Genomic DNA, 23,312 nt, shown 5'->3' on the forward strand with positions numbered 1-23,312 from the left:
TGTGTCGCGCGACGGAATAACTGCCATTATTTCTTCTCCACCAGCTCCTTCGCACGCTGGCCGAACATGTTCTTGCGTGATTCCTCGTCGAACGGCTCCTTGACGAATTTGCCGATCGCAAGGCCCGCCTGCACCTGCGGGCGGGCGCGCACGGTGGCGTACCAGCGCTTGATGTTCGGGTAGTCGTCGAGGGTAAACCCCTGCGCTTTGTGGGTCATGGTCCAGGGGAAGCAGGCGATGTCGGCAATCGAATAATCGTCACCGGCGACATAGGCACCGGTGTTGCCGAGCTGACGGTCGAGCACGCCGTAGAGCCGCGCCGTCTCGTCGCGGTAGCGCTCGATCGCATAGGGAATCTTCTCGGCGGCATAGAGCGCGAAATGACCGTGCTGGCCGAGCATCGGCCCGAGTCCGCCCATCTGCCACATCACCCATTGGATGACGTTCGACCGCGCACGCAGCTCCTTGGACAGGAAACGGCCGGTCTTGTCGGCGAGATATATCAGGATCGCGCCGGTCTCGAACACCGAGAACGGCCCACCGCCGTCGGCAGGCGCTTGGTCGACAATCGCGGGGATGCGGTTGTTCGGGCTGACCGCCAGGAATTCCGGCCGGAACTGCTCGCCGGCGCGGATGTTCACCGGGATCACCTGATAGGGCAGCCCCAGCTCCTCCAGCATGATCGATATCTTCCAGCCGTTCGGCGTCGGCGCGTAGTGCAGGTCGATCATCGGCGTCCTATTCCCCGTCACAAAGACTTTTGTTGTTCTGTACGTCCACTCTAGGACATGGCACACAGGCGCTCAATCACACCCCAGCGGGAGGCACCCATGCTGTTTCCAACCACGATCGCAGGCTCCCTGCCGAAGCCGGAATGGCTCGCCGAGCCGAACATACTGTGGGCGCCCTGGAAATCGGAAGGCGCCGAACTCGCCCGCGCCAAGCGCGATGCCACGGTGCTTGCGGTCAAGCTGCAGGAGGATGCCGGCGTCGACATCGTCACCGAGGGTGAGCAGGCGCGCCAGCACTTTGTGCATGGTTTCCTGGAGCGGATCGAGGGCATCGATTTCGCCCACAAGGTCGAGATGGGCATCCGCAAGGACCGCTATAAGGCCATGGTGCCGCAGGTGGTCGCGCCGCTGCAACTCAAGGGCCGCGTCCATGAAGGCGAAGCGCGTGCGGCGCGCGCCCACACCAGGAACCGGCTGAAGTTCACCCTGCCCGGTCCGATGACGATCATCGACACCATCGCCGACCAATATTACGGCGACCGCGTGAAGATGGCGTTCGCTTTCGCGGAGCTGTTGAACCAGGAAGCCAAGGCGTTGCAGGCCGACGGCGTCGACATGATCCAGTTCGACGAGCCGGCCTTCAACGTCTACATGGATGAGGTGCGCGACTGGGGCATCAAGGCGCTGGAGCGCGCCGCCGAGGGCCTGACCTGCGCCACCGCCGTGCACATCTGCTACGGTTACGGCATCAAGGCCAACAACGACTGGAAGCAGACGCTCGGCGGCGAGTGGCGGCAATATGAAGAGACCTTCCCGGTCATCGACAAGAGCACGATCCAGCAGGTCGCGATCGAATGCCGCAACTCGAAGGTGCCGATCGAGCTGCTCGCAGCACTCCCCGGCAAGATCGTGCAGGCCGGCGTCATCGACGTCGCCAGCGACGAGGTCGAGACTGCGGAGGATGTCGTCAAGGTGATCGAGGCGGTGGCGAAACACGTGCCGAAAGGCAACATCATCGCGACCACCAATTGCGGCATGGCGCCGATGCGCCGGGATATCGCCGAAGCCAAGCTGATCGCGCTCGGCGCCGGCGCCAAGCTGGCGCGGCAGCGGCTGGCGTAAGGCAGCGCCGACGGCTCAGACCAAAACAGCCGCCGCGCTCGGATGCAGCACCGGCCGGTAGCCGGCCTGAAACGCACGGACGGTCGACGGCGGCGTCAGCAGGATGGCGGGAGCGGCCACGTCGGCCCGCTCGTAACCGGCGAACGACCAGCGCAAGGTCTTGCCACCGGCGACGAGATAGCTTTCCCCGTTCGCCTGCACCATCGTCCCGTCGGGCAATTCGTCAATCGGCATCGGCAATGGATGCAGCCGCTTCTTGCCGCGTTCGAGCCGCTCGGCATGCAGCACCGCATCCATCGCCTTGGCGCTGAGATCGCTGACACCGTTGCCTTCCTCCCAGCGGCTGCGAAACCGCTTGGCGTCGTCGCGGCGGCAGTAGAAGCAGGGCCGGTGCCCAGCCGCGAATGCGGTGGCTTCATCGAGGAAGAACAGCTCGGTCCAGCTCTGCCGGGTCATCACCTTGCGTCGCCGTCCCCGGAATTCGCAGACGCAGGTGAGCCAGGCCGGGCTCGACCAGCGCTTGTTCAACAGGGTGCGGGTCGCCGGATCGTGGATGATGCCGCGATTGCCGGTGAAGGTGCCGCGATGGTCGGTCGCGACAATGTCGCCGGTGGGCGTGACGCGGTTTTGCAGGGGCATGTCGATTCCGATCACTCACCGCTGTCATTCCGGGGCGATGCAAAGCATCGAACCCGGAATCTCGAGATTCCGGGTTCGCGTCTTCCGACGCGCCCCGGAATGACGGCGACGTCACGCCGCCCCGTCCCGGATCGGCGGCTGGAACGACAGCGCGGTGTCCCAGGGAAAGAAGATCCAGGTGTCCTGCGACACCTCGGTAATGTAGGTGTCGACCAGCGGGCGGCCTTTCGGCTTGGCATAGACCGTTGCGAAATGCGCGTCGGGAAGCAGTTCGCGCACCAGCCTGCCGGTCTTGCCGGTGTCGACGAGGTCGTCGACGATCAGGAGCCCCTTGCCGGTGCCGCCGCCGAGCTTGGCGGTCTGCTCCGAAATGCCCTTGAGCACTTTCAGGTCGCCCTGCTTGTCGTGGTCGTAGCTGGCGACGCAGACGGTATCGATCACCCGCAAGCCGAGCTCGCGCGCCACGATCGCCGCCGGCACCAGTCCGCCGCGGGTGATCGCGATGACAGCATGGAACGGGCCGACCTCGTTGAGCCGCCAGGTCAGCGCCCGACAGTCCCGGTGGAATTGATCCCACGAGACCGGGAACGGCCTGCCGGCCCGATCCTGTGCACTCGGTTCAGAATCTCGTTCAACCATGTCGCCTCAACCCGCCGGCTTCTTCTGCGCGGCCTGCACCTGCTTCAGCATCTCCTTCACCGCGGCCATCGCCGCGGCGAGCTTCTCCGGATCGCGCGAGCGGACCACCAGATTGGTGTTCGGCTTCTGGTTCTCGTCCTGGAACGGATAGCTGCCGATGATGGTGTCGGGATTGGCTTCCGCGATCGCCCGCAGCGGGCCGCCGATGTCGCCTTCCCTTGCGTCGGCGCGGACCGAGTCCGACAGCATCCGCACGCCGGATTTCAGGGTCGGCGCCACGATGTCCATCATCGCCTGCATGATGGTGGGGATGCCGGCCATCACGATGACATTGCCGAGCTTGAAGCCCGGCGCCAGGATGGTCGCGCTCTGGATCAGCTCGGCGCCATCGGGCACCCGGGCCATCCGCAGCCGCGCCTCGTTGAGGTCCTGCTCGGTCCAACGCTCCCTGAACCGCGCCACCACGTCAGGATGATGGTGGATCTCGACCCCGAACGCCTTCGCCACGCTGTCGGCGGTGATGTCGTCATGGGTCGGCCCGATGCCTCCGGTGGTGAACACGTAATTGTACCTATGCCGCAGCGCATCAAGGGCGGACACGATGTCAGCCTCGTCGTCGGCGACGACGCGGACCTCCTTCAGGTCGATGCCGATATTGGTCAGGTATTCGGCGATGAAGCCGATGTTCTTGTCCTTGGTCCGGCCGGACAGGATCTCGTCGCCGATCACCAATATCCCCGCCGTGACGATCTCGCTCATGGTCTCATTCCCTTAACTTGATCCCCTGACATTGCCGATCCAATGCCTTGATGTCACGGGGTTTTGCCGCCGAATTAAGCAGACCTCAGCCGGTTTTTCGGGCAGGCCTTCCGCCTCCCCCTAGCAAATGCCACGAGCCAATGCATATCGCGCTGGCCCGCCCCTTGCTACCATCCCATCAAGTCATGCACTGTGTCACATGGCTTGGGAGGGCAGTCGGGATATATGGCAGTCGCGTTCGATGAGATGAACGGCCTCGGCGAGGATCTTCGCCCGGCCTACCAGGAGCTGTCCCGCTGGCTCAAGGAGACGCCGCCGGATGCGCTCGAATATCGGCGCCAGGAAGCGGAGCTGCTGTTCCGCCGGATCGGCATCACTTTCGCGGTCTACGGCGATTCCGAGGCCCAGGAACGGCTGATCCCGTTCGACGTCATCCCGCGCATCATGTCCGCGACCGAATGGACGCTGCTGGAGAAGGGCCTCAAGCAGCGCGTGCTCGCGCTCAACATGTTCCTCAAGGACATCTACCACGGCCGCGACATACTGCGCGCCAACATCATCCCCGAAGACCTGATCTTCCAGAACCCGGTGTTCCGGCCAGAGATGAACGGCCAGGACGTGCCGCACGACATCTACGTCCACATCGCCGGCATCGACATCATCCGCACTGATCCGGACAACTTCATCGTGCTGGAGGACAATGCGCGGACGCCGTCCGGCGTCTCCTACATGCTGGAAAACCGCGAGATCATGATGCGGCTGTTTCCGGACCTGTTTTCGCGTCACCGCGTCGCGCCGGTGGAACGTTATCCGGACGAGCTGCTGTCGGCGCTGCGCTCGGTGGCGCCGCACAGCGCCTCGGCCGAGCCGACGGTCGCGCTGATGACGCCCGGCGTCTACAACTCGGCGTACTACGAGCACTCCTTCCTCGCCGACAAGCTCGGCATCGAGCTGGTCGAGGGGCGCGACCTCATCGTCAAGAACGACGAGGTGTTCATGCGCACCACCGAGGGGCTGAAGCGGGTCGACGTGATCTACCGCCGCGTCGATGACGACTTCCTCGATCCCCTCACCTTCCGTCCGGATTCCGCGCTCGGCGTCCCCGGGCTGATGTCGGCCTATGCGGCCGGCAACATCACGCTCGCCAACGCGGTCGGCACCGGCATCGCCGACGACAAGGCGATCTATTCCTACATGCCCGACATCGTGAAGTTCTACCTCAGCGAGGAGCCGATCCTGAAGAACGTGCAGACCTGGCGCTGCCGCGAAGCGCAGGATCTGTCCTACGTGCTCGACAACCTCGCCGACCTCGTCGTCAAGGAGGTGCACGGCTCGGGCGGCTACGGCATGCTGATCGGTCCCGCCGCCACCAAGGCGACCATCGAGGCGTTCCGCGACAAGCTCAAGCGCGAGCCGGAGGGCTTCATCGCGCAGCCGACGTTGGCGCTGTCGACCTGCCCGACCTGCACCGACAAGGGCCTGGCGCCGCGCCATGTCGACCTCCGCCCGTTCGTGCTGACCGGCTCCAGCCACACCACCATCGTGCCCGGCGGGCTGACGCGGGTGGCGCTGAAAGAAGGCTCGCTCGTGGTCAATTCGAGCCAGGGCGGCGGCACCAAAGACACCTGGATACTGAGCGAGTAGTTGAAAGCATGCTGTCGCGCACCGCTGAAAACCTGTTCTGGCTGGCTCGTTATGTCGAGCGCGCCGAGTATCTCGCGCGCACGATCGACGCCACGCTGCGCGTTACCGCGCTGCCCGCGGCCTATATCGGCAAGACCAATGAGTGGGACTCCGCGCTGCTCACCGCCGGCGTCGGCGCGGCCTTCTACGACCATTACGAAGAAGCCAACGAGCGAAACGTCGTCGAGTATCTGTCCTTCTCGTCGGAAAATCCCTCCTCGATCAAGAACTGCATCGAATCTGCGCGGCTCAATTCGCGTTCGGTGCGCACCGCGCTGACGTCGGAGATGTGGGACACCATCAATTCGTCGTGGATCGAATTGCAGGCGGTCTGGAACAAGGGTCCCGCCAACCGCGAGGAGCTGGCAAAATTCCTGCGCTTCGTGCAGGAGACCTCGCTGCGCTTCGACGGCTCGGCCTACCGCACCATGCTGCGCAACGACGCCTACTGGTTCTCGCGGCTCGGCGTGCATCTCGAGCGCGCCGACAACACCGCCCGCATTCTCGATGTGAAGTATCACATGCTGCTGCCCGAGGAAGAGCATGTCGGCGGCCCGCTGGATTACTACCAGTGGACTTCGATCCTGCGCTCGGTGTCGGCGACGACCGCCTATCACTGGGTGTACCGGGAAACCCTGAAACCCTGGCTGATCGCCGACCTCCTGATCCTCAACGACACGCTGCCGCGGTCGCTCGCCAGCTGCTACAGCAACCTGGTGCGCAATCTGGACCAGATCGGCGTCGCCTACGGCCGCCAGGGCGCCGCCCAGCGCCACGCCCGCGGCATCAGGAACCGGCTCGAGCACAGCCATATGGACGATATCTTCCAGCACGGCGTGCACGAATTCATCCAGGAATTCCTCGCGGACAATTCGCGGCTGGGTGAGATCGTCACCAAGCAATATTTGATCTGACCTCTGCGGCGGAAAAAGTGCTCAAAATGTCGTCATGACCGGGTCGATCCCGGTCACCCATGTCTTGCTTTCGCGGCCGATTAGGGAGAAAGACGTGGGTGCCCGGGCATGACGTTCCTGCCCAGAAGACCGACTGAACTCCGGTTGAGCCATGCGCCTGCGGATAGCCCACACGACCACTTATCGCTACGAGCCGGCGGCCTCGGGCGTGATCCAGATTCTGCGGATGACGCCGGGCAGCCATGACGGCCAGTATGTGGCCGACTGGCAGATTGACGTCTCAACCGATTCCCGGCTCGACATCCATGAGGACGCGTTCGGCAACGTCACCCATGTGCTGACGCATGGTTCGATCACCGACCTCACGATCCATTGCGAGGGCCTGGTCGAAACCCACGACACCGGCGGCGTGCTGAAAGGCAGCGACGAACGGTTTCCGCCGAGCCTGTTCCTGCGCCCCACGCCGCTGACCGACCTCAACCCGGCGATGACGAGCTTCGTGCGCGAGCTGCGCGCGGAAGCAGGTAGCGACGTGCTCGGTTTCCTGCACGCGCTGATGGTGCAGATCTACGAGCACATGACCTTCGACGAGGACCCGACCAACAGCGCCACCTCGGCCTCCGAGGCGTTCGCGCTGAAGCGCGGGGTCTGCCAGGACTACGCGCACATCCTGATCGCCTGCGCGCGCGCCGGCGGCGTTCCGGCGCGGTTCGTCTCCGGCCACTTCCTGCGCTCCGACGGCATGGTCAACCAGCAGGCCGGCCACGCCTGGGCCGAGGCCTTCGTGCCCGACCTCGGCTGGATCGGCTTCGACGCCGCCAACGGCATCTGCACCACCGACGCCCATGCCCGCGTCGCGATCGGCCTCGACTATCTTGGCGCCGCCCCGGTCCGCGGCACCCGCTATGGCGGCGGCAACGAGACCCTGTCGGTCGCGGTCAAGGTCGACCAGGCCGGCCGTCCCGGACAGTGGCAGAGCCAGTCGCAGTCGTAAGGCTGATCCCTCTCCGCATCCGTCATTGCGAGCGCAGCGAAGCAATCCATCTGACCGCTTGCGCAGGCATGGATTGCTTCGTCGCTTCGCTCCTCGCAATGACGGCAGGGGTGCTATGATCGCTGCTGCAAACCGGATCAGCGAGAAAAACCATGGCAACTGTGAAACTGCTCTCCGACGACGAACTTTCGGCCGACGCACGCGCCGTGTTCGATGACATCCGCAAGACGCGGAACTCGGACTTCATCAACAATTTCTGGCGCGCGCTCGCGCATGATCCGAAGACCCTGCGGCGGACCTGGGAGAGCATCAAGGAAGTGATGGCGCCGGGCGCGCTCGACCCGAAGGTCAAGGAGATGCTCTACGTTGCGGTCTCGGTGGCGCATGGCTGCAGCTACTGCATCCATTCGCACACCGCGAGCGCCCGCGCCAAAGGCATGACCGAGGCCGAATATCAGGAAATGCTCGCGATCGTCGGCATGGCCGCCGAAACCAACCGGCTGGTCACCGCGCTCGGCGTGCCGGTGGACGACGCGTTTCTGGTCGGGGCGGCGGATACGTAGGTTCGACACGTTTTGCTTTGCTTACCCTCATCCTGTCATTCCGGGGCGATGCAAAGCATCGAACCCGGAATCCCGAGATTGTTGATCGAGATTCCCCGATGCGCAATTGCGCATCTGAGGTTCGCGCTAAGCGCGCCCCGGAATGACCGCTATATCGCGGTCACTTGTCCAGCCAGACATCCTCGAAGCGCAGATTGTTGTACTGGCTGTTGTCGTGCGGACGGAAGTTCTTCACGTAAGGCTGCCAGCAATTGCCGGCCGATGAGTGCAGGATCACCGGCCGCGCCGCGTCGTCGACCAGCAGGCGCTCGATGTCGAACACGATATTGCGGCGCTTGTCCTTGTCGACCTCGCGCGACTGCGCAGCCAGCAATCTATCGACCTCGGCATTGCAATACTGGGTATAGTTGCGCTCGGACTTGCAGGAATAATTCTCGACCAGATTGCCGTCGGGATCGTCGACGCTGACGCCGGTGACATTGAGGCCGATCGTGTAGTCCTTGCGTTGCAGCCGCGAGTACCAGCGCGGCGTATCGAGGATATCGAGCTCGGCGACGATGTAGATCTTCTTGAGCTGGTCGGCGAGGATCACCGCCGGGTCGCGATAGGTCGGCAGATTGCGGGTCTGGATCTTGATCGACAGCGGCTTGGCGTCGCTGTAGCCGAGCTTCTGCATGATCGCCTGCGCATCCGCGAGGTTCTTCCCGGTATCTGCGCCGTAGCCCATCAGCGTCGACAGGATCTCCGGCGGCATGCCCCACTCGCCCTCCGGCTTGGCCTGCATCGCGCCGCCGAGCCGTCCGGTGCCTTCGAACAGGATGCTGTTGAAGGCCTGGCGATCCAACGCCAGCGACATCGCCTTGCGGATCTCCGGATTGTCGAACGGCGGATTGACCCGGTTGACCAAGAGATTGATCTGCAAATTGGTCGACGTCATCTCGCAGATCGCATTCGGCGCCCGCGCCTTGACGTCCTTCATCAGGGGAATACTGACGTCGGATGGAAAGGTGATGTCGTAGTCGCCGGTCGCGAACGCCAGCATGCGCGTGGCGCGGCTGTCGATCGAGCGCACCGTGATCTCGTCGAGATACGGCCGGTCCTTCTTGAAGTAATCGGGGTTGCGGACGAGACGGATCGAATCGCCGCGCCGGAATTCGACAAATTTGAACGGCCCGGTGCCGATTGGCTTGGTGCGCATCACCTGCTGCGGCACGTGGCAGGGATAGACCACCGAGAACGCGCTGGCGAGCAGCGCCAGCAGGCCGGGCTGCGGCTCGGTCAGCTCGAAAGTCGCTTCATCGTCGCCATTGATGCTGATGTCCTTGAGCTTCGAATACCAAACCTTACGCGGATTGCGCTTGAAGTCCTGTGTCTCGCTCTTGCCGATCAGCATCCGCCAGGTGCACTGCACGTCCTTGGCCGTGAACGGCTGGCCGTCATGCCACTTCACGCCGTGATGCAGCTTGAAGGTGAGCTTGGTGTTGGTCTGGTCCCACGACCAGCTCTCGGCGAGATCGGGGATCACGGTGTCGATGCTCTCGTGCACCTTGGCCGGATCGAACACCACGAGGTTGTTGAAGACCGCCGCGAACGGCATCACCGAGGCGATGGTGGATTCCTCGAGCAGCGAGGTCGAGGGCGGGTTGTCGTTGTGATAGAGCCGCAAGGTGCCGCCCTTCTTCTGGGCCGATGCAGGGCTCGCAGCCATCACGGCTGTACCCAATGCCATGATGAACATGGCCAGCTTGAACGACATTCTCGCCTCCCGGAATTCTTGTTGTTCTTGTCGATTGCAGGCAGTCGACCACAACGCCAGGTGCCTCGCAATGAGACGAGGCGCCGATCATTGCCGGCTGCGTGCCACGCAGAACGAGGCCGGGGCACGAACCGCGATTTCAGGACGGGTCCTGACACGGACCGTCGCCGGCCCCCTCGCATGTCCCGTCACGGGGAATTGGGGTTGGATGCGACCTCGAAATTGGCTACACGTTTGGCGCCGAGAAACTCGGACCGTTTGAGGGCTGCAAATGACCTATTGCTGCGGAATTCTGGTGCGCGACGGCCTTGTCATGATCGCCGATACCCGCACCAATGCCGGCCTCGACAACGTCTCGACCTTCCGCAAGCTGCACATCTTCGAAAAGCCCGGCGACCGCATCATGGCGATCGCCAGCGCGGGGAATCTCGCGATCAGCCAGTCGGTGCTGTCGACCCTGACCGAGGGCATGGAAGACCCGCACACCGGCGAGCTCGAGACGCTGATGAATGCGCCGACCATGTTCCAGGCGGCACAGCGGATCGGCCGCGCCATCCGGTCGGTGCATGCGACCGAGGGCGATGCGCTGCGTTCCGAAGATATCTCCTTCGACGTCTCGTTTCTGTTCGGCGGCCAGATCAAGGGCTCGCGGATGCGCCTGTTCATGGTCTACACCGCCGGCAACTTCATCGAATGCACCACGGACACGCCCTATTTGCAGATCGGCGAGCACAAATACGGCAAGCCGGTGCTCGACCGCGCCATGCATTACGACGTCGAGCTCTACGAGGCGCTCAAGACAGGTCTGATCTCGATGGATTCGACGATGCGCTCCAATCTCGGCGTCGGCCTGCCGATCGACGTGCTGGTGGTGCGCACTGATGCCTGCGAGGCCGATCTCAATCACCGCATCGAGGCCGGCGAGCCCTATTTCCACGATCTGCGCTCGCGCTGGTCGGCGGCGCTGCGGGCGGCACACCAGAACATTCCACGTCCACCCTACAAGAACGAAACCGAAGCAAAAACCAAGTAAGAGGAAACTCGGATGACCGAAGCAACCAGCAAGATCGCGCTCGTCACCGGCGCCGGCACCGGCGTCGGCCGCGCAGCATCGCTCGCTTTGATGGACAAGGGTTACACCGTGGTGCTCGTCGGGCGCCGCCTGGAGATGCTGGAAGAGACCAGCAAGCTCGGCCCCGCCGGCAAGAGCCTGTGCGTCACCGCCGACATGGCCGATCCGGCTGCGATCGCCGCGCTGTTCGACAAGGTGAAGGCAACCTACGGCCGGCTCGACGTTCTCTTCAACAATGCCGGCATGGGCGCGCCGCCGGTGAACTTCGAGGATCTGCCGCTTGAGCAGTGGCAGGCCGTGGTCAACACCAACCTCACCGCGCCGTTCCTGTGCACCCAGCACGCCTTCCGCATCATGAAGGACCAGACGCCGCGCGGCGGCCGCATCATCAACAACGGCTCGATCTCGGCGCATGCGCCGCGGCCGTTCTCGGCGGCCTACACCTCGACCAAGCACGCCATCACCGGCCTGACCAAAGCCTCCAACCTCGACGGCCGCATGTATGACATCGCAGTCGGCCAGGTCGATATCGGCAACGCCGCGACCCCGATGACCGACCGCATGGTCAACGGCCCCGGCGTGCTGCAGCCGGACGGCACCACCAAGCACGAGCCGCGCATGGACGCCAAGGCGGTCGGCGACGCCGTCGCCTACATGGCCGGCCTGCCGCTCGACGCCAACGTGCTGTTCATGACGGTCATGGCCACCAAGATGCCGTTCGTGGGACGGGGCTGATCGCTTCCTTCTCCCCGCTTGCGGCAGGACTGTCACGTCGTCATGGCCGGGCTTTGTCCCGGCCATGCCGTTCGAAGCGCGCACTGCCAAAATATCGAAAACAACCCCATGCAAAGTAGCCGGCAGCTACTGGCGTCCGACACGGCAACTTGACACGTCGGGCAAATCAGTCGTATTTTTCCATTATTCCGAAATTGCGCTCGTCATTGCGAGCGAAGCGAAGCAATCCATGCCTCCGCATGTGGCAAGATGGATTGCTTCGCTTCGCTCGCAATGACGGGCGGAAAAACCTACTCCAGCTTCTCGACATCCCGTAGCGTCGGGAACAGCTTCATCCAGAGCAGCGCGACGGCGACCGTCGCAACGCCGCCGAGCACGGCCGACGGCACGGCGCCGAGCAGCGCCGCGGTGACGCCGCTCTCGAACTGGCCGAGCTGGTTCGACGCGTTGATGAACAGGAAGTTCACACCGCGCCGACGCGGCCGCGCATCTCGTCGGGGGTAGCGAGCTGCACCAGCGAGAAGCGGATCACGACGCTGATCGTATCGGCAGCGCCGAGCACCGCGAGCGCCAGCGCCGACAGCCACATCCAGTGCGACAGCGCGAACACCACCGTCGCCACGCCGAACACGATCACCGACTGGAACATCCGCATGCCGACGCGGCGGTTGATGGTGTGCCGCGCCAGCACCATGGTCATCAAGAGCGCACCGACCGCGGGCGCGGCACGCAGGATGCCGAGGCCGAGCGGGCCGGCTTGCAGGATGTCGCGCGCGTAGATCGGCAGCAGCGCGGTGACGCCGCCGAACAGCACCGCGAACAGATCGAGCGAGATGGTGCCGAGGATCGCCGGATTGCTGCGAACGAAGGTGACGCCGGCATAAAGGTCATCCGACACCTCGCCGTTCTTCGCCGCCGCCCGCTGCAGCCGGCCGATGCCGCCGGTCAGCAGCGCGCCGAACAGCCAGAACACCATCATGATGCCGTAGGGCGCGCTCGGCATCATTGCGTAGGCAAGGCCGCCGAGCGCGGGTCCGGTGATGGTCGCGACCTGCGCGGCGCCGCTCGAGATCGCGGTCGCCCGCTGCAGCGCGCCTTGCGGCGCGATCAGCGGCAACAGCGCGGCAGTCGCCGGGCTCTCGAACGCGCCGGCTATGCCGAGCACGAAGGTTGCAGCGAAGATCTGGATCTCGGAGATGGTGCCGGCGAATGTGCTTCCGGCGAGAAACAATGCGGTCAGCGCTTCCGCCACCTGGCAGGCCTGCACCACGCGCTTGCGCTCGAAGCGGTCGGCAGCGTGACCGGCGACGAACACCAGCAGCGCCGTCGGCAGGAACTGGACCAGACCGACCATGCCGAGGTCGAACGCGCTGCCGGTCAAATCATAGATCTGCCAGCCGATCGCCACCGCGCCGATCTGGCTGGAGAAGCGCGACAGGCTGCGCGACGACAAGAAGAACAGGAACGGTCTGTGACCGAGCAGACCGCGGGCGCCGGCCGGCGTGACGGAGGACATGCATGATTGCGTGGCTGAGCCCCTGCAACTTGTCAATGGATTCGGGATCAACGCGCAACAGCATTGCGCTGCGCGAGGCCCCTGCCATAATCCACGAAGGTTCTTGGGGGCGTGATGTTACAATTGCAATCGGCGTTCGGCGTGGTGGCGTTGCTGGTGATCGCCTGGGCGTTGAGCGAGAATCGCTTGAAGGTGTCGCTGCGGCAGGCCGCAATCGGGCTTGTCGTCACCGTCGTCACCGCGCTGGTGCTGATCAGGGTACCGCTGGTGACGCAGGCCTTCGGCGCAATCAACGATGCCGTCGGCACCATCGCGGCGGCGACGCGCGCCGGCACCGCCTTCGTGTTCGGTTATGTCGGCGGCGGCCCGGCGCCGTTCGATCCCAAGGCGCCCGGCTCGGATTTCATCCTCGCCTTCCAGGCGCTGCCGATCGTGCTGGTGATGAGCGTGCTGACGACGCTGTTGTTCTATTGGCGCGTGCTGCCGCCGCTGGTGCGCGGCATGGCCTGGATCCTGGAGCGCACGCTCGGCGTCGGCGGCGCGGTCGGGCTCTCGACCGCAGCCAACATCTTCCTCGGCATGGTGGAGGCGCCGCTCTTCATCCGCCCCTATCTGGCGCAGCTCACCCGCAGCGAATTGTTTCTGGTGATGACCGGCGGCATGGCCGGGATCGCCGGCACCGTGCTGGTGCTGTACGCGACGCTGCTCGCGCCGCTGATCCCCGATGCCGCCGCGCATTTCGTCATCGCCTCGGTGCTCGGCGCGCCGGCTGCCATTCTGGTCAGCCTGATCATGGTGCCGGAAACGTCGGACAAGCGCACCGGCGGGTCGCTCGACGATCCCGATGTTCAGGTGTCCTCGACGATGGACGCGATCGTGAAGGGCACCGCCGCCGGGCTCGAACTGCTGATGAACATCATCGCGATGCTCTTGGTGCTGGTCGCGCTGGTGTATCTCGCGAACGCGATCATCGGCCTGCTGCCGGAAGTCGGCGGCGCGAAGATTTCGCTGCAACGGCTGCTCGGCTACGTGATGGCGCCGGTGTGCTGGCTGATGGGCCTGCCGTGGCCGCAGGCGATCACGGCGGGAAGCCTGATGGGCACCAAGACCGTGCTGAACGAGCTGATCGCCTATGTCGACCTGTCGAAGCTCGGGCCCGATGCGCTCGATCCGCGCTCGCGGCTGATCATGCTCTACGCGATGTGCGGTTTTGCCAACTTCGCGAGCCTCGGCATCATGATCGGCGGCCTCGGCATCATGGCGCCCGAACGGCGCGACGAGATCAATGCGCTCGGGCTGAAATCGGTCGTCTCGGGCACGCTGACGACGTGCCTGATGGGCGCGATCGTGGGGATGATGACGTAACGTTTCCCCCGTCATTCCGGGATGGTCCGAAGGACCAGACCCGGAATCTCGAGATTCCGGGTTCGCTTGGCGCCCCGGAATGACGACAGTGTCCTACGCCTTCAGCTCCACCGTCTTGAACTCGGCCGGCAGGATCACTTCCAGCAGTTCGACGTCGTCAGAGTAGTCCAGGATCATGTGCCGGATGCGTGGCGGCTGGGTCCAGGCGCTGCCCTCTTTCATCAGCGTCTCGCCTTCGCCTTCCATGTAGGTCTTCACCCAACCCTTGAGCACATAGACCATCTGGAATTCGACGTCGTGGAAGTGCAGCTTCGACACTTCATCCGGATTGCACGGTCCCTGCAGCCGGATGACATGCGCCTGCGCCAGGCCGTGCGAGGCTGCTGATATGCCGAGGTCGCGGTACTTGGCGTAGGTGCGCAGCCCGTCGGCCTTGAAATCCTCTTCGCGGTGATGGCTGACGGCGACGCGCTGCTTCGGCCGCACCTTGCTTGCGGCTTTCGGTGCGCTCTTCTTGGCCGCGGTGACTCGGCCCTTGGACTTGATGGTCTTGCGCGCGGAAGATTTCGCGGATGATTTCTTGGCGCCGGCGCCAAGTCCCGACCATTTCTTCTTCACCGCGGTCTTGGCTGCGGATCTCGATGCCGTCTTCTTGGCCATTGTTCGCCTCCCGTCTTTTTGTGACTGATGAAGGCTAACACAAGTCGCGCCGCGCGAGGTGGGCAAAGGCGCATGCCGCGCTTCGCCCCCTTGCCTTGCCCGCTTTGCGGATCAATGCAGCCGGAACACGCCGTCGACGGCGCGCAATTCGGCCGGCTTGACCAGCTTGGAATGCGCCACCGTCACCGAGAACAGCGGGCCCTCGAGCTTTTCCTCCCAGAAGGCGAGGAAATCGCGCAGCGCCGGAAATTTCGGAAACAGGTCGTAGTTCTGCCAGACATAGGTTTGCAGCAACGAGGGATGGTCCGGCATCCGATAGAGGATTTGCGCCGTCGTCAGCCCATACCCCAGCAACTGCTTCCGGAAATCGTCGGAAACAACCCCACCAACTCGCGAGACCATGCCAACCTCCTGTGACGGAGCGCATTCACGGGGTGGCCGACCTTTCCCCGCCGGACCACCGGCAATGGATGCGCTCACATGATACAAATGTGACGCACGCGACTGCCCCATCTCAAGCCCAAATGTTTAATAGGTTGTTGAAATTTCTTGCGTTAGCAGCAGCTTACCGCATCTGCTAATAGCGCCGGCGGGCGCCGCTGGCGGCATTAAGGATGCCGAAATGAAGCTGGCAGCCGTCATTCGCGAGTGCCAATTTTTCTGCTAGAGCCACTTGCCCGCCGCCAAGGCTTGGCCTATCTCCTGCTCAACCAGTCTGGCACTCGCCGGACTGGACTGCTAAAACTCCAAAAATCTACAGAATCCGCAAACGTTTAGGAGGACTGCATGAAATTCCGTCCGCTTCACGACCGCGTCGTGGTCAAGCGTATCGACGCCGAAGAGAAGTCTGCTGGCGGCATCATCATTCCGGACAGTGCCAAGGAAAAGCCCTCGCAGGGCGAAGTGACCGCCGTCGGCCCGGGCGGCCGCGACGAAGCTGGCAAGCTGATCCCGATCGACCTCAAGGTCGGCGACCGCGTCCTGTTCGGCAAGTGGTCCGGCACCGAGGTCAAGATCGACGGTGAAGACCTGCTGATCATGAAGGAAAGCGACATCATGGGCGTGCTCGACGTCCCCGCTTCCAAGAAGAAGGCGGCCTAAGCGCCTCTTCCCTCCCAGGTAAACCTCTCAAGGAAAAATTCAGATGGCAGCTAAAGAAGTCAAATTCTCGGTCGATGCGCGCGACAAGATGCTGCGCGGCGTCGACATCCTCGCCAATGCGGTGAAGGTCACTCTCGGCCCGAAGGGCCGCAACGTCGTGCTCGAGAAGTCGTTCGGCGCTCCCCGCATCACCAAGGACGGCGTCACCGTCGCCAAGGAGATCGAGCTCGAGGACAAGTTCGAGAACATGGGCGCGCAGATGGTGCGCGAAGTCGCCTCCAAGTCCGCTGACGCGGCCGGCGACGGCACCACCACCGCCACCGTGCTCGCCCAGGCGATCGTGCGTGAAGGCGCCAAGTCGGTTGCCGCCGGCATGAACCCGATGGACCTGAAGCGCGGTATCGACCTCGCGGTCGAAGCCGTCGTTGCGGACCTCCAGAAGAACTCGAAGAAGGTCACCTCGAACGAGGAGATCGCCCAGGTCGGCACCATTTCGGCCAACGGCGATGCCGAGATCGGCAAGTTCCTCGCCGACGCCATGAAGAAGGTCGGCAACGAGGGCGTGATCACGGTCGAGGAAGCCAAGTCGCTCGAGACCGAACTCGACGTCGTCGAGGGCATGCAGTTCGATCGCGGCTACATCTCGCCCTACTTCGTCACCAACGCCGACAAGATGCGCGTTGAGATGGACGACGCCTACATCCTCATCAACGAGAAGAAGCTCTCCTCGCTGAACGAGCTGCTGCCGCTGCTCGAGGCCGTGGTGCAGACCGGCAAGCCGCTGGTGATCGTCGCTGAAGACGTCGAAGGCGAAGCGCTTGCCACCCTCGTCGTCAACCGCCTGCGTGGCGGCCTGAAGGTCGCGGCCGTCAAGGCTCCGGGCTTCGGCGATCGCCGCAAGGCCATGCTGCAGGACATCGCGATCCTGACCGGCGGCCAGGCCATCTCGGAAGACCTCGGCATCAAGCTCGAGAACGTCACGCTGCAGATGCTCGGTCGCGCCAAGAAGGTGATGATCGACAAGGAAAACACCACGATCGTCAACGGCGCCGGCAAGAAGGCCGACATCGACGCTCGCGTTGCCCAGATCAAGGCGCAGATCGAGGAGACCACCTCGGACTACGACCGTGAGAAGCTGCAGGAGCGTCTCGCCAAGCTCGCAGGCGGCGTCGCGGTGATCCGCGTCGGCGGCGCGACCGAAGTCGAGGTGAAGGAGCGCAAGGATCGCGTTGATGACGCGATGCATGCGACCCGTGCGGCTGTCGAGGAAGGCATCGTCCCGGGCGGCGGCGTCGCCCTGCTCCGTGCTTCCGAGCAGCTCAAGGGCCTGCGCACCAAGAACGACGACCAGAAGACCGGCGTCGAGATCGTGCGCAAGGCGCTGTCGGCTCCGGCTCGCCAGATCGCGATCAATGCCGGTGAAGACGGTTCGGTCATTGTCGGCAAGATCCTGGAGAACAAGGCCTACAATTACGGCTTCGACTCCCAGACCGGCGACTATGCCGATCTCGTCAAGAAGGGCATCATCGACCCGACCAAGGTCGTCCGTACCGCGATCCAGAACGCTGCCTCGGTTGCCGCGCTCTTGATCACCACGGAAGCGATGGTTGCCGAGCTGCCGAAGAAGAACGCCGGCGGCCCCGCAATGCCTCCGGGCGGCGGCATGGGCGGCATGGACTTCTAAGTCCAGCTTCTCAAGGCAATTTACGAAATGCAAAACCCCGGCAGAAATGCCGGGGTTTTTGTTTGCCTCCACCGCCGTCCGTCAGGACGCACGGAAGTGACGCGTCGGCCGATCCAGCCGGCGGAGCAGTTCGTCGGCATCGCGGATCTCGCCGAGATCCTGCCCGGCATCGAAGCATGCGCGCACCGGCACAAGCACCTCCGGCACCGCGTCCGCCCGGCCATTGCCGGCATACAGCCGCGCAATTCCAAGCGCGCTGCGCAGTTCGAAAGTCTTCGTCTGCTGCCTTCGCGCAATCTCGCGGGCGCGGTGGAAGGCATCCTCGGCGCCGGAAATGTCGGGGGTGTCGCGACGCGACCGCAGCTCGCCCAATACACGGTACAGCTCGGCATCCAGCCAGTGCTGCCCGGACTGCTCCGTTGCGTCGATCAGCTCGTTGATAATGTCGAGCCCCGCCTCGACATGCCCTGCGTCCGCGTTCGCCACCGCGATATGCAGTCCCCAGAAGGGATCACAGAGGTAGCAGTCGTTCTCGTGAAGCAATGTCCAGCCGCGCTGCATTTCCGCGAGACCGGCCGCCAGGTCGCCGGCACGCCACTTCGCCAAGCCATTGAGATAAGTGCCGGCGGCGACATACAGCGGCATGGTGTGATCCTGCGCCAGTCCGAGGGCAAGGATCGTCTCGGTCTGCCGCAACCGGCTGCCGCACAGCCCGTCGAAGACGGCCTTGTGAACCAGCGCATTGGCGCGCGCGAGCGCACGCTGTTCCCCGGAGACGCTCACCGCTGCGCCCGCGAGCTGCTGGGCTCGATCGATCTCGCCGCGAGGCCAAAGCACGAGCGCCAGGAATCTCATGATGACGAACGGCAGATCGAGCGTCGATGCCTTGAACGTTGCCGGATTCGGCTCGCTCGCATAGGCAGCGAACGCCTTCTCGAGATGGATGCCTGCATTCAGATAGTCGCCCGCAAACCAGCAAGTCACCCCGCTGGTCCAGCCCGCGACGATCGTCGCCACCTGCGATTCCGGATGCCGTTCCGCCGCGCCCATGATCGCCTCCGCCAACTCCCGCATCGGCGCGAGCTCACCGTGGGTTAGGCAGGCGTTGAAGAGGCCCGACTGGATCGGCGCCAGTTCGATTGGATCGTCAATGTCAGAGGCGAACCGCCGGGCGCGCGTCCAGGCGGCCACGGTCTCGGGCGCGCTGTGCCCAAGACTGCCGCGCAGTGCGCGACCGTAGGCGATTTGCAGATGCAGCCGGCCGATCATCCGCCCCGGCTCGTCGGGCAGTTCATCGGCGATGGCGACCGCCTTGCCGAGATGTGCGATCGCCTCACAATAGGCCGAGCGCTTCAGCGCCTGCTGACCGGCCTTTCGCCACCACGCCAGCGCAATCTGGCCGAGCCCTGCCTCGGTGAAATGATACGCAACGACTTCCGGCTCGATCTCGGCAATCTCGGCAAACTTGGCGCGCAGCACATCGCCGATCTGCTTGTGGAGCAATTGCCGGCGGCTCTTGAGCAAGCTCTCGTAAGCCGCTTCCTGGACCAATGCGTGCCTAAAGCTGTAGCTCGCATCCGGCGGCGTGCCCCGACGCAACAGCAACTCCGCCTCCTCGAGCTGGGCGAGCGCCGCGGCAAGCGTCAGATCATCGCGACCGGCCACGCTGCGTAGCAGCGCGTATGAGAACTCACGGCCGATCGCTGCGCCGATCTGCGCCACCTCCTTGACCGGCGCCAGTCGGTCGAGGCGGGCCATTAGCGAGTCCTGCAGCGTCGCCGGGATCGCCAGCGGTGGCAGCGGATTGTCGAGGCGGTAGCGTCCGGCATTCTTGGCGAGCAGCCCCGACTCCATGACCATCTTGGTCAGCTCCTCGACGAACAGCGGGACACCGTCCGTCCGCTCGATGATTTGTGTCATCATCTCGTCGGGCAGCAACCGGCCGACAGTCATCTGCTCGATCAGGGCGCGGGTATCCTGCCGGTCGAGCCGGTCCAGCCGCAGCAGACTGACATTGGCAAGCCCCGCCCACGGAGGTTCGAACTCGGGCCTGAACGTCATCAGCATGAGGATCGGCAGTCCCCTGATCCGGTCGACCGCGAGGTCGAGCAGCTCGAGCGACGTGGCATCGGCCCAATGCATGTCTTCGCAGACGACAAGCACCGGCTGCTGCCGGGCAAGGCCCTCGAGCTGGTCGAGCAGCGCTGCGAAGGTCTGCCGCCGCTGCTGCGCCGGGCTCAGGCCGAGCGGCGGATAGCGGTCACCGGTCGGGATCGACAGCAGCGCCGCGATCAGCGGTGTCACGCTGGGCACATGCTGCGTCCCGAGCGCCAGCATGGCCTCGAGCTTGTCCAGCTTCTGCTCCGGCACGTCTTCCACGCGGATGCCGGCGGCACGCTCGAGCTGGGCGACGAAGGGATGCAGCGCGCTATTGGTATGATAGGGCGAACATTGATACCGCACACGGCGATGCGTCCCGGACGCGAGGCTGTCGGAGAGCATCGCAACGATGCGCGATTTTCCGATCCCCGCTTCGCCCGATATCAGCACCGCCTGGCCCTGGCCCTGCCACGCCAGTTGCTGACGCGACAGCGCGAATTCGATCTCCGCCTTGCGGCCGACGAAGCCGATCGAGCGCGCGGTCCGCACGGCCTCGAAGCGGCTTTCCGAAGCCGGCTCGCCCTCGACAGCCCACACCGCGATCGGCTCGGAGATACCCTTGACCTCGCGACGACCGAGGTTGCGAAGCGTGAACAGATTGCCGAGCAGCCGGCGTGTCGAGGAGGCAACGACGACCACGCCCGGCTCCGCCAGACTCTGCAGCCGCGCGGCGACGTTCGGCGCATCGCCGACGAGCGCCTGCTCCTCCGAAGCACCGCCGGAGACGAGGTCGCCGACCACGACGAGCCCGCTCGCAATTGCGATCCGCACCGCGACCCCCTCGTCAGCTCGGGTCTCGAGCTTGCCGATCGCGGCGATGACGTCGAGCCCGGCGCGCACTGCGCGCTCCGCATCGTCTTCATGCGCACGCGGGTAGCCGAAATATGCGAGGATCCCGTCGCCGATAAATCTGGCAACAACGCCATCATATGTCGCGATTACCCGCGCACAGGCCGCACGATAGGCGCGGATCACTTCCCACATGTCCTCGGGATCGAGACGAGCCGACAACGCCGTCGAACCGACCAGGTCGCAAAACATCACGGTGAGATGGCGTCGCTCGGCATCGTGCGATGAAACCGGCGCGGCGATCAGTTCGGCCTGATTGAAATCGGCGATGGCGCGCAGCAGCTTGCGGCGATGGCCGAGCAGGACTCCGAGCCTGTCGAAGTCTTCATCCGTCAATTCGGGAAGAACGCCAGCATCGATGCCGTTCTCGGCAAAACGCAGCGCGTATTGCCCAAGCCCAAGCTTCTCGAGCCATTCCGCAATCTGCTGCATTGGCACCACCGACGGGTTGACGGCTGGCCGAATGGACCACGGCAAACAGACGTTATCGCAATCTGTCTGTGCTGGCACCTTCTGTTTTGCGGCAAGTCCGCGCAGAGCAGGATACGCGAATTGTGCCACGGCGGTGCCCCGTTACAGCCGTGTGCACGCGAACATTCGTACGCGTGCCGGCCGCCTCACTCCACCTTCGCCGCAACCGGTCCCTTGTCGGTCCAGTCCGGCGGCACGCCGGCGCTGTCGCCGACCATGCCGACGAGACCCGGCGCGCGTCCGAACGCTTCGCAGGCGGGAAATTTCGGCGCGCCGCCGAGCAGGAAGCCCAGCCGCTGCATCGAGGGCATCGATGGCACGCCGCCGAACGGCGCCACTCCGGTGACCAGCATCTGGCTGAAATCGCCGCCGAACGATGCCGCGAGGCCGTATGCATCCCCCTCCTCCGACATCCGCCCGTTGTCGAAGGCACTCGCCGCACGGCCCCAGACCATCGCCGCCTTTTGCTGTCCGGCCGGATCGCGCGCCTCGGCCTCAAGCGACAGGCTGCCGAGCCCCACCGGAATGCGCGGAACGGGCACCGGCACACCGGGCAACAGAATCGTCTTCGCCACCGACACACCCTTGGAGACGCCGACCGCGGTCGGATCGGTCGGCACCACATGCGTGATGACGGCGTGAACGGTCAGGTCGGCCGGCTCCGACGCAACCACGTAGAAGCGTTCGCTCAGGCCCGCACACAATGCACGGTCGGCGGCGTTCGTGACGAGCCTGCGCTGTACGGCCGTGAAGGGCACCGACGTTCCGTCGGAGAACACGGTGGGCACGATCCTGATCGTCTTCGCTGCCCGCACCTCGTCCTTGCTCACCCGCAGCTTCGAACGGGTCAACATCCCGTCCGATTGCTCCATATTGTCGTAGGAGCGGAGCGAACCGGCCTGATCCAGCGTCGCCGTGGCGCAGCCCGAGACCAAAAGGCCGAGCAGGTTCGCCGCCGCAAAGCCGCGGAAGAATGCGCCCCGCTTGCGCACGAATCCATCTGCCGCCGGAATCAGCTTGATCCGGCCTACGCGCGAGCAGGTTGTCATTGGGGCCCCACTGACTTACACTTGGTGTAATTATTACACTTGGTGTAATTATTGTGTTGGGCGGTTTTATGGCCGCGACCGCCGGCTGCGACCGGATGACGCGCATCCAACTGCGCCGCTTCGCGCGTTGACGCCGACGGCCGCGCGAACCCTTGAGGCCACGAAGTGCTTTTGCCCTGATTGCCTGTTCATGAGAAGGCGGCCGATGCCCGAGACATTGACGAAAACCCCGACGCCTGCAAAAGCCGAAGGCCTGCGCGAGCGAAATCGCCGCGAGACGCTGCAACGCATCGCCGATGTCGGCATGGAGCTGTTTCTGGCCAACGGCTTTGATGCGACGACGCTGGATGAGATCGCGGCGGCGGCCGGCATCTCGCGCAGGACCTTCTTCTACTATTTCAGGAGCAAGGACGACATCCTGCTCGCCCACATCGCCGGCTATGACGACGCGCTCAGGGCATCGATCCGTGACCATGCCGCGGCCGGCGCGGCGATCGACGTCGTCCGCGAGGCCTTGCTGGATGTGTGCGCCCGCTTCCAGACGTCGCGGACGGTTGCGATTTCGCGCCTGATCCGCGAGAGCGAAGTGCTGAGCTCCCGCAAGCATCGGAGCGATCAGCATCGGGAGCAGGTCGTCTACGAGACGCTGTGCGAATTGTGGCCGGGCAAGGACCGCCGCGACCGCCTCCGCCTCGTCGCGATGGCCGCGAGCGGCGCCCTGCGCATCGCCGTCGACACCTGGCTCGAGCAAGGCGGCAAGCGCCAGCTCACCAAATATGTCCAGGACGCCTTCGCCAATCTGAAAGCGGCGATTTGATCTCGTGATTCCGGGGCGCTCCTCTGGCGCGAG

At 64.3% G+C, this 23,312-nt stretch carries 20 protein-coding genes and 1 pseudogene; 11 read left to right on the forward strand and 10 right to left on the reverse strand.

The window, feature by feature from the left end:
- Positions 1-26 precede the first annotated feature (26 nt).
- A complete protein-coding gene (locus ACE103_RS26305) occupies positions 27-731 on the reverse strand; it encodes a glutathione binding-like protein (RefSeq protein ID WP_375775453.1) in 705 nt (234 codons plus the stop codon).
- Positions 732-830: 99 nt separating this feature from the next.
- On the opposite strand from ACE103_RS26305, the gene ACE103_RS26310 reads away from it, so the two are divergent.
- Positions 831-1,853 (forward strand): methionine synthase, encoded by a 1,023-nt coding sequence (locus tag ACE103_RS26310; protein WP_375775454.1) that lies wholly within the window; start codon positions 831-833, stop codon positions 1,851-1,853.
- A gap of 15 nt (positions 1,854-1,868) precedes the next feature.
- Here the strand turns inward: ACE103_RS26310 and ACE103_RS26315 are convergent, their stop codons facing one another.
- From ACE103_RS26315 to ACE103_RS26325, 3 genes are all read right to left on the reverse strand, one after another.
- The gene (locus ACE103_RS26315) at positions 1,869-2,492 is read right to left on the reverse strand and encodes a hypothetical protein (RefSeq protein ID WP_375775455.1); all 624 of its coding nucleotides are present in this window, start codon (positions 2,490-2,492) and stop codon (positions 1,869-1,871) included.
- Positions 2,493-2,603: 111 nt separating this feature from the next.
- On the reverse strand, positions 2,604-3,131 hold the full coding sequence (gene gpt / locus ACE103_RS26320; RefSeq protein WP_223976341.1) for a xanthine phosphoribosyltransferase: 528 nt from the start codon (positions 3,129-3,131) through the stop codon (positions 2,604-2,606).
- Between the two features lie 6 nt (positions 3,132-3,137).
- Positions 3,138-3,890, reverse strand: a complete 753-nt coding sequence (locus ACE103_RS26325; RefSeq protein ID WP_223976339.1) for a molybdopterin-binding protein — start codon at positions 3,888-3,890, stop codon at positions 3,138-3,140.
- Between the two features lie 225 nt (positions 3,891-4,115).
- Between ACE103_RS26325 and ACE103_RS26330 the strand changes: the two genes are divergently transcribed.
- The 4 genes from ACE103_RS26330 to ACE103_RS26345 all read left to right on the forward strand — a co-directional run bounded on the left by ACE103_RS26330 (position 4,116) and on the right by ACE103_RS26345 (position 8,044).
- On the forward strand, positions 4,116-5,534 hold the full coding sequence (locus ACE103_RS26330; protein WP_223976336.1) for a circularly permuted type 2 ATP-grasp protein: 1,419 nt from the start codon (positions 4,116-4,118) through the stop codon (positions 5,532-5,534).
- A gap of 8 nt (positions 5,535-5,542) precedes the next feature.
- Positions 5,543-6,487, forward strand: a complete 945-nt coding sequence (locus ACE103_RS26335; RefSeq protein WP_223976334.1) for an alpha-E domain-containing protein — start codon at positions 5,543-5,545, stop codon at positions 6,485-6,487.
- Positions 6,488-6,638: 151 nt separating this feature from the next.
- Complete coding sequence (locus ACE103_RS26340; RefSeq protein WP_375775456.1) at positions 6,639-7,481, forward strand: transglutaminase domain-containing protein; 843 nt, start codon at positions 6,639-6,641, stop codon at positions 7,479-7,481.
- Between the two features lie 152 nt (positions 7,482-7,633).
- Positions 7,634-8,044, forward strand: a complete 411-nt coding sequence (locus ACE103_RS26345; protein WP_375775457.1) for a carboxymuconolactone decarboxylase family protein — start codon at positions 7,634-7,636, stop codon at positions 8,042-8,044.
- Between the two features lie 160 nt (positions 8,045-8,204).
- Here the strand turns inward: ACE103_RS26345 and ACE103_RS26350 are convergent, their stop codons facing one another.
- Positions 8,205-9,800 carry an ABC transporter substrate-binding protein gene (locus tag ACE103_RS26350; protein ID WP_375775458.1) on the reverse strand — a complete coding sequence of 532 codons (1,596 nt, stop codon included), beginning with the start codon at positions 9,798-9,800 and terminating at the stop codon, positions 8,205-8,207.
- Positions 9,801-10,071: 271 nt separating this feature from the next.
- Between ACE103_RS26350 and ACE103_RS26355 the strand changes: the two genes are divergently transcribed.
- Together ACE103_RS26355 and ACE103_RS26360 are read left to right on the forward strand one after the other, a co-directional pair.
- Complete coding sequence (locus ACE103_RS26355; RefSeq protein ID WP_050406373.1) at positions 10,072-10,833, forward strand: proteasome-type protease; 762 nt, start codon at positions 10,072-10,074, stop codon at positions 10,831-10,833.
- A 12-nt stretch (positions 10,834-10,845) separates the two neighbouring features.
- Entirely contained in the window at positions 10,846-11,607 is a 762-nt protein-coding gene (locus tag ACE103_RS26360) for an SDR family oxidoreductase (protein ID WP_375775459.1), read from the forward strand.
- 290 nt (positions 11,608-11,897) lie between these two features.
- Here the strand turns inward: ACE103_RS26360 and ACE103_RS26365 are convergent.
- Positions 11,898-13,123, reverse strand: a pseudogene (locus ACE103_RS26365) (MFS transporter).
- Between the two features lie 114 nt (positions 13,124-13,237).
- Here ACE103_RS26365 and ACE103_RS26370 point away from each other — a divergent pair.
- A complete protein-coding gene (locus ACE103_RS26370; protein WP_375775460.1) occupies positions 13,238-14,488 on the forward strand; it encodes a NupC/NupG family nucleoside CNT transporter in 1,251 nt (416 codons plus the stop codon).
- A 93-nt stretch (positions 14,489-14,581) separates the two neighbouring features.
- Here ACE103_RS26370 and ACE103_RS26375 read toward each other — a convergent pair whose 3' ends face one another.
- Together ACE103_RS26375 and ACE103_RS26380 are read right to left on the reverse strand one after the other, a co-directional pair.
- Positions 14,582-15,148 carry a cupin domain-containing protein gene (locus ACE103_RS26375; protein ID WP_375775461.1) on the reverse strand — a complete coding sequence of 189 codons (567 nt, stop codon included), beginning with the start codon at positions 15,146-15,148 and terminating at the stop codon, positions 14,582-14,584.
- A gap of 111 nt (positions 15,149-15,259) precedes the next feature.
- On the reverse strand, positions 15,260-15,550 hold the full coding sequence (locus ACE103_RS26380) for an usg protein (protein WP_212309910.1): 291 nt from the start codon (positions 15,548-15,550) through the stop codon (positions 15,260-15,262).
- A 384-nt stretch (positions 15,551-15,934) separates the two neighbouring features.
- On the opposite strand from ACE103_RS26380, the gene ACE103_RS26385 reads away from it, so the two are divergent.
- Entirely contained in the window at positions 15,935-16,249 is a 315-nt protein-coding gene (locus ACE103_RS26385) for a co-chaperone GroES (RefSeq protein WP_223976313.1), read from the forward strand.
- Positions 16,250-16,292: 43 nt separating this feature from the next.
- Entirely contained in the window at positions 16,293-17,933 is a 1,641-nt protein-coding gene (gene groL, locus ACE103_RS26390; protein ID WP_342728235.1) for a chaperonin GroEL, read from the forward strand.
- An 81-nt stretch (positions 17,934-18,014) separates the two neighbouring features.
- Here groL and ACE103_RS26395 read toward each other — a convergent pair whose 3' ends face one another.
- Together ACE103_RS26395 and ACE103_RS26400 are read right to left on the reverse strand one after the other, a co-directional pair.
- A complete protein-coding gene (locus ACE103_RS26395) occupies positions 18,015-21,374 on the reverse strand; it encodes an adenylate/guanylate cyclase domain-containing protein (RefSeq protein ID WP_375775462.1) in 3,360 nt (1,119 codons plus the stop codon).
- 185 nt (positions 21,375-21,559) lie between these two features.
- On the reverse strand, positions 21,560-22,462 hold the full coding sequence (locus tag ACE103_RS26400) for a DUF3313 domain-containing protein (protein WP_375775463.1): 903 nt from the start codon (positions 22,460-22,462) through the stop codon (positions 21,560-21,562).
- 205 nt (positions 22,463-22,667) lie between these two features.
- On the opposite strand from ACE103_RS26400, the gene ACE103_RS26405 reads away from it, so the two are divergent.
- Complete coding sequence (locus tag ACE103_RS26405) at positions 22,668-23,279, forward strand: TetR family transcriptional regulator (protein WP_375775464.1); 612 nt, start codon at positions 22,668-22,670, stop codon at positions 23,277-23,279.
- Positions 23,280-23,312: the final 33 nt, after the last annotated feature.

The organism is Bradyrhizobium sp. ma5 (assembly GCF_042258955.1).
GTDB lineage: Bacteria > Pseudomonadota > Alphaproteobacteria > Rhizobiales > Xanthobacteraceae > Bradyrhizobium.